The following is a 13,953-nucleotide window of genomic DNA, read 5'->3' as shown; positions in this document are numbered from 1 at the left end:
TCCAGACCAAGTGAGCCGCAGGACGGCAGTTTAATATAATTTTGTTACATGAACGCATTTGTATCAGGCAACGAGATAGGTTTTTGTAGTTTTAACTTTTAGTTCTGCTCGTAAACTAGGAATTTTTGCCTATCAAGTAATGTTACTTGACAATTTCTTATTGCATTAAATACTCGTCTTCTGTATAATAACACTTGTTGTAGTATTGATTTCAGATCAGTGGAGGTGAATCAAATGCCAGTTATTAAATCCGCAATGAAGCGAGTAAAAACTAACGAAAAAGCAGCTTTACGTAACCAATCACAAGTAAGTAAGTTACGTACTGCAGTTAAAAAATTCGAATCAGCAGCTGTTAAAGGCGCTGACGACAAACAAGACTTATATCTTACAGCAATCAGTAAGCTTGACCAAGCTAAAACAAAAGGCTTAATTAAAGCTAACAAAGCTGCCCGTACTAAGTCACGTTTAACAAAACAACTTGCTAAATAATTTATGAAACTAATAAAAGCCTTGAGATTTTTATCTCAGGGCTTTTATTTTCGGCATTTTTAAGCAATTTGTTGACCAATAAATCTAAGTAAAAATAATTCAAACAAGAGTTCTGGATCTTTTTGGGTAGATTTAAGCTGAAGATCTAAGTCTGTTAATCCTGTGTACCCCATTGTCAGATCCTGCATCGAAAAACGCCGACTAGTTTGCATCGCCAATTTCACGCGATAAGGATGGACTTTCAGTTTCCCCGCAATATCCCCTTGTGAAAATCCTTGGTTCTGCAAAATTTTCACTTGCAAAAGTAAGCGAAATTGACCAACCAACACAGCGTTTATTCTCAGTGGTTGTTCCTGTTGGGTAATTAAACTTTGATAAATATCAATAGCCTCTTTCGACTTTTTTTGTAACACTACGTTGCTTAAATCAAATACATTTTGATCCAAACTTTTGGAAACTAACGCATCTACAGACTCGGTGGTAATCTTTTTTTCTTTGATATTATAAAGCATTAATTTTGGCAACTCATTCATCATTCTGCTTAATTTTGAATCCGTGCGAAAAAGCAATTGATCTAATGCTTCCGATGAAATTGTATACTTTTTTGAATTAAGTTGATTTTTGACTAGTTGATTAATCTGACTTGTATTCAAATTTCCAATTTGAATCGTCGTTGCTTGCTTATTTAATGTTTTAACAATCTTTTTTCGACCATCCAGTTTTTCATATGAAGCAAAAAGTACCAAAACTGTTGAGTCAACCGGATGATCAATGTACGCTTGTAAACCCTCAACGTCTTGATCAGGGCCTCCCTTATGCCGTTCGCCAGTTAAAAAGTACGGATTCCTAACAAAAACAACTCGACGTTCGCCAAAAAAAGGTGCCGAGGTGGCATCATCTAATGCCACTCCAAGCGATGTGATTTCCATATCATAGTTACCAATGTTCATTTCTCGTTCCTCACTGGGAACTAACGCCTGAAAAGCATCTTGAATTTGTTGTTCTAAATAATCCTCTTGTCCTAAGATTAAATAGATTGGTTGCGTTTGATTTGAAGCCAAATTTTTTAATAATTCAGTGTACTGTATCTTTTTCATAATTCCTCCGTACAAAACGCCAATTTGTAAATCCCTGTGACGTAAAGTAATAACTAATCATCCCTTCATCAATCGTAGACAAAGATTGAATTTTTAGTTCCTTCAATGTTTGCAATGTCTCTGGATTGGGATGTCCATAATGATTATTTTTTCCCGCCGAGATAACTCCAATTTTAACACGAATTTTATCTAAATAATCTTTAGCCGAAGCCGTTTTACTGCCATGGTGCCCTAATTTGGCAATCGAAGCTTGTAATTGTGGGTAACGGGCAATAATTTCTCGTTCGCCTGCTTGATCCAAATCACCTGAAAAGATAAAATTATCTGTTCCAAATTTTCCCCATAACGTTAAGGAATCATGGTTTTCACCCTTTCCTTCTGTAAACGGATGAACAATCTCAAATGGTAAATTAGCTATTTTTTGATTTGCAAGGACAGGAAACAAACTTGCTTTTTTCAAATATGGTTTAACTTTTGTTTGAAAACCACGAGAATTCTCCATTCCTTTAGGGATTATTACCTGACTCACTTTAATTTTAGATAATAAAACGCCAGCGTCGCCTATATGGTCGGCGTCCTGATGTGATAAACAAAGGGTATCAATTCGCGATATTCCCAGACTATGCAAATAGTCCAAAACGGGCGGAAGATGCTTTTTTTCCGCTCCTTTTGCCCAAGCCGGTTTTAAAAATCCCACCTTACCGCCAGTATCAATAACCGTTACGGAGTGATTAAATGGCATTCGAACTAAAATACTATCACCTTGACCAACATCAACAAAGGTAACTTCACCATGGAGTGGAAAATGAATCCAAATAAACCCACTTAGGTAACACCCCAATAAGAGCCAACGGAAATGCTTTTTATAACGTGGAAATGCAACCCATGCTAAAGAAATAATCAATAATATTGCTGTAAATCCTAACGTTGGTTTTCCAAAAACAATTTGTCCTGGAAGCTTACTTAGCAAGGTTACTAATTGATGAAATACCTGTAACCCCATTGTCAGCCAGTCACTAAGTTGCGGCATCAACCAAAAGGTGGCTGCACTCGCAATTACCAAGGGCATCACAAAATTAGAAAAAATTGGGATTATCAAGAAATTAGCAAACGACGTTAATAAATGCCACTGATAAGTGTGAAACAAAATAATTGGTAAGCTTACTATATTTAAAACCCAGGCGCGTTTAAACGAAGAATAGTTACCTACAAAGATGAGCAAAAATGAAAGAAGATAACTGAGTTGACCACCCATACTTAAAATTACGTACGGATCAAAAGCCAGATTCACCAGCATAGTCATACTCCACACATTTAGTTGTGTATGTCGTTTTTTTAATTTGGTTCCTAATATACCTAATTCTGCCATCATGATTGAACGAAATAAACTACCTGACCCGCCACCAATAATTAAAAAAGCTGGTAAAAACAAAATTAGGAGTATGTTAGTTGTTTCCTTGGTAAGTCTTAATCGTAAGAAAAATTGTTTCAACAACGAACAAAAATAAAAAACATGCAATCCTGACAAACTAAATAAATGTAAGAGTCCAAGCGTTGTGACGCCTTCCATATCCTCATCAAAAGCTTCATCTTTAAACCCAATCAATAAGCTCAATGCATACGTTTGCATCAATTTTGGCAATTGCTGACAATAAAGACGCATATCGTTTCGCCATGTATGTAACAGCCCTAAAATGGCCTCTATCGGATTAGTGGATCGATTTTTTTGCCAATTTACTACCGTTGTCTTACTTAACAAGTTGGTAATACCCTTTGAAAAACAATAGGTGCGATAATTAAATTGGTTTTGATTTCCTGGCTGATCAATTGTTTGAATTTGGCCACGCACTAACATTTTTACTGGATGACGAATTTTTTCTAATCGTCGTTTTTCTTGTTCCGTTTTCAAATACCCGGATACTCGCAATTGATGATGATCATTATCTATGCCTGTAAATTGAAAATAATCACCCTGACATTTAATTTCATCGGGTTGAACTCTCAAAATTCCCTGCCAGTTTGCCTGATTTGGCATCGTGTGTTGTTTTAAACTGGCACTGTGCCACCAAAATAGACCTGCAAAACAGATTCCGATTGCTATTGTCCAATAAATCATTGTTTTATCACGCAAGCAAACCACACGAAAAAGCCAATAAATAAGGACAGTCACTAATAACCAAACATGTGACGTTATTACAGCATCAAGAAGAATACTTAGAATTGCAATAAAAAACCATGGAAAAGTCTCAAAATTAGTCTTGATTTAAAATTTTATCCATTGAAACTGCTGCAATTTCTTCATCGGTAAATTTAACATGTTGCACTTCGATGTTCATACGCTTTAAAAGATTCATTGCATATGGATCATTGTGATAGTTACGAAGATAATGAATTTTTTTAATGCCTGCTTGTAAAATCATTTTAGTACACTGCAAACAAGGAAAATCAGTTACATAAATTTCGGCACCTTCAGTTGCAGCACCAAACTTAGCACACTGCAAAATTGCATTCATTTCCGCGTGAATTGTTCTCACACAATGTCCATCAACTAGATAACAACCTTCATCAATACAATGAACATCACCAGAAACTGACCCATTATAACCGCCAGCAATAATCCGCTTATCACGAACGATCGTCGCACCCACTGAAAGTCGCGTACAAGTACTTCTTAACGACAACAATACGGCCTGTGTCATAAAATACTGATCCCATGGGATTCGTTTATCACTCATAAAAATGCCTTCCTTCTTTAAATTAAAGTATACCAAATAATTGCTAAAAACCTATACACTTAGTTGCGGTTTTAGTGCTTCAAATGTTTTATCTCCGATTCCCTGAACTTCCTTTAATTCATCAACACTTTTAAATTTACCGTGTGCTTCTCGATACTGAATAATCTGATCTGCTTTCTTTTCACCAATATTAGTTAACGTTTGTAACTGTTCCTTAGTTGCTGTATTTAAATTAACTGTACCTGATCCACTGGTCCCATCAGCCGCAGATGACGTAGAACTAGCCGTGGTGGACGCCAGTTCACCTGACGAATCTGATGTAGTTGACGGTGCCATTTCTGCATCAACAGTTCCCGTTGCTGCCCCTTTGATTTCTCCACGAATTGGCACATAGACTACCTGCTGATCAGTTAACCGTTGTGCCAAATTGATATGTTTTCGATCCGCTGTTTTTTGCATTCCTCCAGCCAAATTAATTGCATCATCCACCCGCATTGAACTCTTAACCTTAAAAATTCCCGGATGTTTGACAGCTCCCTTAACGTCGACGTAAATATATTCACTTGTTGATGAGTTCACAGCAGAACTACTTGCTGTCACCGTGGTATCTGTAGAACTTGCCGCGCTGCTTATCGTAGTTGGTGCTGAAGACTCGTCAGCCCCATTCATCAATGTTGAATTAGAACTCGCCTGTGAATTACTTTTTTGCATAAACAAAAACACCACCATTATAACCAGTAGTACACCACCGCCAATTAGAATATATTTTTTATAGTTTTCCCAAAGCTCTTCGATCACACTCCTTCACATCCCTTCACTAAAAAATACGCAAAAATAAAAAGAGATTTTTATTTATTATCTAGTTTCAATAATTAAAAATCTCCTTAACTATTATTTAGTTTTTTGTAAATATTTTACGGCATCTTCAAAATTTTGAACGGGAACTACTTTAAGCTTAGGATCAACTCGTTTGGCTGTCTTTTTGGCTAATTGATAATTTGTTAAATGATCTGGTTCATACTTTTCAATCAGTTTTGTCGGCTTAACATAAGGTGCAAAAAAGATGGTTGCACCCGCTTTTTTTGCTGCGACAATCTTCTTATCAATGCCACCAATTTCACCAACGGAGCCGTCAGTCGCAATCGTTCCGGTACCAGCAATATTACGTCCCTTACGTAGATTCTGTTTACTCAGTTGACTATAAACTTGAAGTGTAAACATCAATCCTGCAGAAGGCCCTTCCGTGTTATGGGGATCAATTGAAACCGGAATCTTGGTTGTGACCGTATTATTATCAGTTAAACCAATTCCAATTCCTGGTTTACCGGTCGATAAGCGAACTAATTTTCTAGTTGCTGTTTTTGTCTTACCATTATGCTGATACGTTATTGTAACTGAGTTTCCAACTGAATGTGCTTTGATTTTTTTCATGGCATCTTCTGCACTAACTATCCGCTGATGATTGACCTCAGTAATCGTATCACCAACTTGCAAAACTTTTTTGAACTGCGAATTTTTCATAATTTCGAGGACATAAATACCTTTAAAGTGTACCTTAACTGATTTATTAGCCTTACGATAAGCTACATAAATCGCCTGATTAATTGCGCTACGCATATAAAAAGTTTGTACCTTGTTGTAGGTTGCATTATCTTGATTACCCGTAATATCACTGAGCGATTCTATTTCATAATCGGGCATTACCTTGGCAAATACATACATTGCGGGCGTGCCTTTAATCACTGAAACAGTCGTCATACGAAAACTGCCTTTCTTTTGATCACGTTGATGGGCAACTTTAACATACTGGCTCAATTGATCCGCAGTTCCAGGTCCCTCCACATAAAATGGTAGTGGTAAAAATAGAAAGATAATTAAAAGCACCACGGCAACTAATAATAACCAATATTTTTTAAACCATTTTTGTACTCGTGCCAAAAAGCATCTTCCTTACTTAAATTTATCTGTTAAAGGTTGCACCACATTTTGCGGCACAAACTTGGAAATATCACCATGCATTTTAACAATTTCTTTAATAATGCTGGACGCCACATACGTATCCTGTGGTCGCGCCATTAAAAAAACAGTTTCAACAGAATTTTCCAACTGATGATTCATTTCAGCAATTTGCCGTTCATAACGGTAGTCCTCTTCATCACGGAGACCACGCACTAATGTGGTTGCCTTTAAATTTTTAAACAAATCTACAGTAAGACCCTGAACAGTAATTACGCGAACATTTGCTAAATCCTTGACCGCCTCGTCAATTAGGTGCACTTTTTCTTCCGAACTAAACAATGCTGACTTGCTGGTATTGACAGCGACAGCAATTACAAGTTCATCAAAAAGCTTACTAGCACGTTTGATAATATTCAAGTGGCCATTTGTTAATGGATCAAAGCTTCCAGGAAAAACCGCAATTTTCATTTAATCACCTGCTTCAAATTGGTAAATGCTAACCTCAGTAATACCATAATCTTGCCGTTTCCACAGTGTAAAACCTGGTAGTACTTCCGGCAGTTTTGCAAACTGATCAGTTTCACAAACGATAATTGCACCGTTTTTTAATAAATTTAAACTAACCATTTTGGTCATTTCTTTAGTAATTTTTTGCAATTTATACGGTGGATCTAGAAAAACCAAATCAAATTGCATTGCCTGATCAGCAAAAATTGTCAAGGCGCGATTCGCATCTTGTCGAATAATTTCAAATTGGGCAGGTACCTTGGTCACCGCCACATTTTGCTCAATAGTTTGAATGGCTTGCCGTTGTTTATCCACTAAAACTGCCTTATCAATTCCTCGAGAAACAGCTTCAATGCTCAATCCACCACTACCAGCAAATAAATCTAATGAAGTTCCGCCATCAAAATAAGGGCCAATCATATTAAACATTGATTCTTTTACCTTATCTGTAGTTGGTCGTGTTTTTACACCAGGAACGGCTTTTAAACGGCGACCACCAAAATCTCCAGATACCACTCGCATATTATCACCTAATCTTCACTTGTTCGTTTAAAATCTGCTGCTTGCTCATCGTCAAAATTCATTCGTAAATCCGCTCGTGGTGAAATTTCAGCATGCTTTACACTCGATAATCTACCAATTGCGATACAAGCCTTCTGTGCAAGCTCTCGATCAGTATACAAAACAGCATATTTCATACTTTTTGAAACGTAATATAAAATACCAAATTTTTTTAATTGTTTAACCTGTCTTAAATTTGCCAAGTTAATAATGATACTTTGACGAGACTGAAGTGTAAATTCCATAATTGCCTCCTATTCGGATCTCAATAACTTAATTACAATTTTTGTGGTGCGATTTCAATCAGTAGGTCATTTGTATCCACCACATCCCCTGCCGAAACATAGACGTGCTTAATGACACAATCAAATGGCGCTTGGATGGTTGTTTCCATTTTCATCGCTTCTGTAACTAATAGGTTAGCTCCCTTACCGATTTTATCGCCAGCTTGAACGCTTACACTTAGTACTGAGCCGCTCATTGTGGCCCCAATTTCATTTTCATTTGTTGGTTCAGCTTTTCGTTTAGTCGCGACTGTTTCATGCACACTTAAATCTCGAACCACAATATCTTGTTTGCGACCATTAACTTCAAAATAAAGTGTTCTTCGTCCCTGTTCATCTACTTGACCAATTTGATTTAACTTAATAATTAAATGATAGCCATGACGTACTTCAACATCAACTGTTTCTCCACGGCGAATTCCCTGGAAGAAAGTTGGGGTATCCAACTGGCTAACTGGTCCGTTATCTTCAATGAACTTATTATAATCATCAAATACTTTCGGATACAAAATTGCACTAATAACCTCTTCAGGAGTCACGTCCCGGTGCATTTTTTCAACCAAGTTTTGCTTAACTTTTGCAAAATCAACCGGTGCAGCCAAACTTCCTGGACGAACGGTGATTGCCGTTTTATCCTTTAATACTAATTTTTGAAGTTGTTTAGGGAACCCATTTACTGGTTGGCCTAAATTTCCTGCAAAGAAATCAACCACCGATTTAGGAAAATCGAGATGCTCACCTTCCGATAACACCGTGTCCGGTGTCAAGTTGTTTTCAATCATAAACAACGCCATATCGCCGACAACTTTGGAACTAGGTGTCACTTTGATAATATCACCAAATAGTTTGTTAACTTGCCTGTAAGCCAGTTTGACTTCTTCAAAACGACCTTTTAAGCCCAACGCTTGAGCTTGTTGTTGTAAATTAGAATATTGTCCCCCTGGCATTTGGGTTTGATAAATATCTGTCTGTGAACCAGTCATACCATTTTCAAAATCCTGGTAAAACGGACGCACACCCTTCCAATACCGATTAATTTCTTCAGCATTTTGGATAGTTATCTTGGGCTGTCGTTTATCACCATCCATCGCATAATATAAACTGCTCAAGCTTGGTTGACTAGTGGTTCCAGACATGCTACTAGCTGCTACGTCAACGATATCTACACCAGCCTTAGCAGCACTCAAATAGGTTGCAATTCCGTTACCAGTCGTATCATGCGTGTGCAAGTGAATTGGAATAGAAATTGTTTCTTTAAGCGTGCTAATTAGTCGATAAGCTGCTTGTGGTTTTAAGACACCAGCCATATCCTTAATTGCTAAAATTTGTGCACCGGCCTGCTCAAGCTCCTTAGCTAAATTCTGATAATAAGCAAGGGTATACGTTTTTTGACTTGCATCTAATATATCACCGGTATAACACATTGTGGCCTCGGCTATTTTACCAGTATCACGAACGGCCTGAATGCTGGTTTCCAACTGTGGGACCCAATTCAAGCTATCGAAAATTCGGAAAACATCTACACCATTTTTGGCAGCCAATTGAATAAACTCACTGATAACATTGTCAGAGTAGTTTTGATAGCCCACCGCATTACTACCACGAAAAAGCATTTGTAATAGCGTATGAGGCATTCGTTGTCGTAGCTGACGTAATCTTGTCCATGGATCTTCATGTAAGAAGCGATAGGCGACATCAAACGTTGCACCACCCCATGCTTCTGCAGAAAATAATTGTGGCAAGCCTTGATCAATCTTATTTGCAATGGGCAACATATCATGCGTTCGCATCCGTGTGGCAAACAAACTCTGATGAGCATCTCTTAAAGTGGTATCTGTTAACAGCAATTGAGATTGAGCTTTAATCCAGGTTTGCAAGCCAGAAACACCCTGAGTATCTAAAATATCCTTAGCAGTTACTTCATTTTGTGAACTAATCTGTAATTTTTCTAAGGCTTCTGGATAGTACTTTTTCTCATGACTGGGAACACCATCGGTACCATTTACCGTAATTTTACTCATGAATGTCAACAATTTATTAGTTGGATTAACATTATCTTGCACAGTAAATAGTTCTGGCGTTTCGTCAATGAATGTCGTGGTCGCTTCACCGGATTGAAAAACTGGATGACTAATAACATTTTTTAGAAAACCAATATTGGTATGAATGCCACTAATAATAAATTCATTTAAAACTCGTAACATTTTTTGAGCCGTATTTTTAAAGTTGCTATCATGAACACAGACTTTAACCAATAGAGAATCAAAAAAGGGAGTAATTACTGCGCCGGTATATGCGTTACCCACATCTAAACGGACACCATTACCACCTGGAGAACGATAAGTTTCAATCGTTCCTGTATCAGGCATAAAGTTTTTTGAAGGGTCTTCTGTTGTAATTCGGCATTGAATTGCTGCACCTTGATAGGTCAAATCCTTTTGTTGTGGGAAATGTAAATCGGTAAATAAATTTTTGCCTTGGGCAATCAAAATTTGAGATTGCACAATATCACGATCTGTAATTAACTCGGTTACCGTATGTTCAACTTGCACTCGTGGATTAACTTCAACAAAATAAAATTGATCTTTTTCAACTAGAAATTCAACCGTAGCCGCATTAACATAGTGTACAGACTGCATTAAACGCACTGCTGCCTCACAAATCCGTTTTCGTAAATCAATTGGCAAGGTCACACTAGGAGCAATTTCAACAACTTTTTGATTACGCCGCTGAACCGAACAATCACGTTCAAACAAATGCAATACGTTGCCAAATGAATCAGCCAAAATTTGGACTTCAATGTGTTTAGGTGATTGTAAATATCTTTCTAGGTATAATTCATCACTACCAAATGATTGCATGGCTTCACTTTTAGCTCGGTCATAACTTTCACGCAATTCAGAGTCTTTATTAACAATTCGCATGCCACGACCGCCACCACCCATAGCAGCTTTCAGCATAATGGGATATCCGTGTTTATCTGCGAAAGCCTTAACTTGCGCAAAGCTGGTCACAGGGTCTTTAGTGCCTGGAATTGTGGCAATTCCAGCCTTGTTGGCAACTGTTTTAGCTTCTAGTTTGTCACCGAACATATGTAAATGAGCCACTTTTGGCCCAATAAAAGTAATTCCCTCTTCTGCACATCGTTTAGCGAATTGTTCGTTTTCAGACAAAAAACCATATCCAGGATGAATAGCATCCACGTTATTTTCTTTTGCAATTCGAATAATATCTTCAATATCTAGATAAGCTTCAACTGGTTTCTTGCCAGCCCCAACTAAATAAGCCTCATCTGCTTTAAAACGATGTACCGAAAGCGCATCTTCCTTCGCAAAAATTGCGACTGTTTGTAAAGACAGCTCTTTGCAGGCACGAAAAATTCGTGTAGCAATCTCACCACGATTTGCAACTAATACTTTTTTCACAAATACCCCTCCAAACCATTATTCTCGAATTAAAGTTAAATCTTTATTTTTTTCGCGTTGCACATTGGCACTTACATTCAGTAAAATGCCCATTGCAACTGCAAGTACTAACATACTTGATCCGCCATAACTAATAAACGGAAAAGTGACACCGGTAATTGGCAAAAGTCCTGTCACACCACCAATATTAAAAAAGGTTTGAACAGACAGGTAAGTAGCCAAGCCATAGCATATCAGAGTTTCATACATATTTCGGGTATGAATTCCCAGCCAAATTGCCCGTCCAACAATTACCAGTAATAAAATTAAAATCAAACTAACGGTAACAAGTCCTAGTTCTTCTGAGACAACCGCCATGATAAAATCAGTATTTGCCTCTGGTAGGTATCCTTTTTTTTGGATACTATTACCCAGTCCTACACCAAAAACACCACCGTTACCTAGTGCGTAATAGGAATTTACCAGCTGATTGCCGGCACCCTTTGCAAGTTCAAACGGATGAGCAAAGCCGACTATTCGCTGTAACATATAATTTTTGGTATTGACATTAATTCTCGAAGCCAATGGTAAAAGTACAAACATCATAGCAGAAACCCCAAGCAAAATAACGCCAATTCCCTTTCGATAATCAATACCACTGGCAAAAAAGATAATCAGTGCAATCGCAAAATTAATCGTTGCTCCGCCTAAATCGTGTTGTAGAAAAATCGCCAAAACAAATACTAAAGTCATAATTAATGGTGCTCGATAATAGCTTTTAGGATCTTTTTCCAATTGATCGTTATGTTTAGAAAGCATGTCTGCCAAATACAAGGTTAGAAAAAGTTTAGCGACTTCAGCCGGTTGAATGTTAATTGGCCCGAATTCAATCCAACCTTTCGCCCCATTTACAACCGAGCCCCAAAACAACAGATAGATAAATGAAATAATCATTCCAGCCGCAAAGATTTTTAAGAAAGTTGAACTACGTAATTTTTGTAGTTTCAATTCAAAAACAAATGCCGCCACTAAAAAACCAACCATAACATACGCTAGTTGTCGAAAAAGATAACTAGTGGCACGAATTCCATTAATAATGTAATAGTCAGCACTTGAAGAGTAAACCATGATAATGCCAAATACGCATAAAATCACGTATGGTACTACGATAAAATAATCCAAATATTTAAATTTTTTCATTAGAAAATGAACCCACCTTGGTTGTGAAAATAATCGTGCTAACTTTGAACATTATAGCATACGTAACCGCTGGCAAAAATTAAGAAAGTGTCGTACTAATTAAAAACTTAACTTATTTTCGAAGGAAAAATCAACGCAAAAATAACGTTTCTAAAAACAAAACATACAAAAAACAAGTTTGGATTTTAAGTCCAAACTTGTTTTAATTTTAAAACAATTTCACTTCAAATTTTTCAGAACTAGTTTTCATCGTGTTTACGTCGTTTAAGCCCTACCCAACTAAGAATCATACCAAGTAAGGATAAACCAATTACGGCGCCAGTTTGATTAGTTTGTTCATCAGTTTGAGGTAATTTTTGTTTATTTGCTTTTTTCGTTGCTGAAAGTTTCTGTTGTGAAGGTTTCACAGTGCTTAACTTACTAGAAACATTAAATCGTGTTTGTGAAGTCTTTTGTTCAGATACCTCAGGTTTAACAACGTCTGTTCCAACATTCTTACTATACGTTAGAGAACCGTCCTTATTAACAACTGTAACGAAGGATTCATTACTATTTTCAGGTGTATGAGTCAATGTAACCACACCATCTGGTTCAGTATTATGAGCCGTCGTGTTACCAACAGAAACGGTTCCTCCAGGTTTGACAGTTACTGTTGGTAAAGGATTCTTACCATTTGGTGTTTCAGTAACTGTTTCATTACCTGTATCTACATCCACATGAACATGTGTTTTATCACCATCTGGCCAAGTCTTATTGACATCCGTAACTTCACCATCAGGATTCTTGGTAATCGTTGTGGTTCCCCCATCTGGATCTTTTGTAGTCGTAACTTTTCCAACAAAGGTATAAACAACTGTCTGATCCAAACTGTCATAAGTTCCAGCTCGAATTGCATCAACATCTGAACTTGTTAAGTTAACAGCCTTAACGTTAACTGGATTTGCCTGATAATTTTCAAGTTTTGGACTTGTGACCGCAACTAATTTATTACTGCCATCAATTACCCAAGCTGTGTAACCAAGTAATTCACCCGTTTTAACATCAACTAAAGCTGAACGTTTGTACTCAGTTGTTTGAGTCACAATTGTTGGTGCAGCTGGTTTGTTAGGATCATTACTTGCATTAATCTTGTACGTAATTGTCCGGCTAACCTTTTGTGTCAAATCTGTTTCTGTAATCGTTGGCATCTTTGGCCCATCCGGATTGCTTGGATCAACAGGCTGTGTCGGATCGGTTGGTTCAGTAACTTCAATTGAACCGTCAGAAGTGTACGTAACTGCTTGGTCATCAGAATTTTTAACAAAATTTGATACCTCGTCATTACTCAAGACTACAGCAGATACATCTTTGTCAGCAGTATAGCCTAAAATCTTCGGACTTGTAATAGCAGTAAAACCATCATTTGTTTGATCAGCATCAGTATTAGTTACTAATGTCCAAGCACCATAACCAAGTAGCTCACCAGTCTTAGTGTCAACTGTTGCTGTTCGTTGATACTTACCCGTTTGCGTGACACTTGCTGGATTCTTATCTGCTCCCGTGTAAGTAATTGTCCGGCTGACCGTCTTATTCAAATCATTTTCGTCAACACCACTCGGATACTTTGGTCCATCAGGATTGCTTGGATCAATTGAATCGGTTGGATTCTTTGGATCTCCGGGATCAACGATAATAGTGCCATCTAATGTGTATGTGACATCTCGCGTAACCGTGTAGG

At 37.4% G+C, this 13,953-nt stretch carries 12 protein-coding genes; 1 reads left to right on the top strand and 11 read right to left on the bottom strand.

Features of this window, described 5'->3' with window-relative positions; all coding sequences use genetic code 11:
* The first annotated feature begins 234 nt into the window (after nucleotides 1-234).
* Nucleotides 235-489: a 30S ribosomal protein S20 gene (gene rpsT / locus IV87_RS10190; RefSeq protein ID WP_057807940.1), complete on the top strand. Its 255-nt coding sequence runs from the start codon at nucleotides 235-237 to the stop codon at nucleotides 487-489.
* A 59-nt stretch (nucleotides 490-548) separates the two neighbouring features.
* On the opposite strand, the gene holA is transcribed toward rpsT, so the two are convergent.
* From holA to IV87_RS10135, 11 genes are all read right to left on the bottom strand, one after another.
* On the bottom strand, nucleotides 549-1,586 hold the full coding sequence (gene holA / locus IV87_RS10185) for a DNA polymerase III subunit delta (RefSeq protein ID WP_143053202.1): 1,038 nt from the start codon (nucleotides 1,584-1,586) through the stop codon (nucleotides 549-551).
* Entirely contained in the window at nucleotides 1,564-3,780 is a 2,217-nt protein-coding gene (locus IV87_RS10180; RefSeq protein WP_258390205.1) for a DNA internalization-related competence protein ComEC/Rec2, read from the bottom strand. Before IV87_RS10180 ends, holA begins: the two co-directional genes overlap by 23 nt.
* A gap of 58 nt (nucleotides 3,781-3,838) precedes the next feature.
* Entirely contained in the window at nucleotides 3,839-4,321 is a 483-nt protein-coding gene (locus IV87_RS10175) for a ComE operon protein 2 (RefSeq protein ID WP_057807937.1), read from the bottom strand.
* Nucleotides 4,322-4,372: 51 nt separating this feature from the next.
* Complete coding sequence (locus IV87_RS10170) at nucleotides 4,373-5,119, bottom strand: helix-hairpin-helix domain-containing protein (RefSeq protein WP_057807935.1); 747 nt, start codon at nucleotides 5,117-5,119, stop codon at nucleotides 4,373-4,375.
* A gap of 93 nt (nucleotides 5,120-5,212) precedes the next feature.
* The gene (locus tag IV87_RS10165; RefSeq protein WP_057807933.1) at nucleotides 5,213-6,259 is read right to left on the bottom strand and encodes a SepM family pheromone-processing serine protease; all 1,047 of its coding nucleotides are present in this window, start codon (nucleotides 6,257-6,259) and stop codon (nucleotides 5,213-5,215) included.
* 12 nt (nucleotides 6,260-6,271) lie between these two features.
* Nucleotides 6,272-6,748, bottom strand: a complete 477-nt coding sequence (gene coaD / locus IV87_RS10160; RefSeq protein ID WP_057807931.1) for a pantetheine-phosphate adenylyltransferase — start codon at nucleotides 6,746-6,748, stop codon at nucleotides 6,272-6,274.
* Nucleotides 6,749-7,309 (bottom strand): 16S rRNA (guanine(966)-N(2))-methyltransferase RsmD, encoded by a 561-nt coding sequence (rsmD, locus tag IV87_RS10155; RefSeq protein WP_057807929.1) that lies wholly within the window; start codon nucleotides 7,307-7,309, stop codon nucleotides 6,749-6,751.
* A gap of 8 nt (nucleotides 7,310-7,317) precedes the next feature.
* Complete coding sequence (locus tag IV87_RS10150) at nucleotides 7,318-7,593, bottom strand: YlbG family protein (RefSeq protein ID WP_057807927.1); 276 nt, start codon at nucleotides 7,591-7,593, stop codon at nucleotides 7,318-7,320.
* Between the two features lie 32 nt (nucleotides 7,594-7,625).
* Nucleotides 7,626-11,057 carry a pyruvate carboxylase gene (locus IV87_RS10145; protein ID WP_057807925.1) on the bottom strand — a complete coding sequence of 1,144 codons (3,432 nt, stop codon included), beginning with the start codon at nucleotides 11,055-11,057 and terminating at the stop codon, nucleotides 7,626-7,628.
* An 18-nt stretch (nucleotides 11,058-11,075) separates the two neighbouring features.
* A complete protein-coding gene (locus IV87_RS10140; RefSeq protein ID WP_057807923.1) occupies nucleotides 11,076-12,236 on the bottom strand; it encodes an FtsW/RodA/SpoVE family cell cycle protein in 1,161 nt (386 codons plus the stop codon).
* A gap of 239 nt (nucleotides 12,237-12,475) precedes the next feature.
* Nucleotides 12,476-13,953, bottom strand: a 1,478-nt coding sequence (locus IV87_RS10135) for a mucin-binding protein (protein WP_156407382.1), incomplete at its 5' end; no start/stop codon positions are given.

Origin of the sequence: Pediococcus ethanolidurans (assembly GCF_001437405.1) — a bacterium.
Taxonomy (GTDB): domain Bacteria; phylum Bacillota; class Bacilli; order Lactobacillales; family Lactobacillaceae; genus Pediococcus; species Pediococcus ethanolidurans.
The sequence above is the reverse complement of the archived record's forward strand: the minus strand, read 5'-3'. Positions and strand labels throughout refer to the sequence as shown.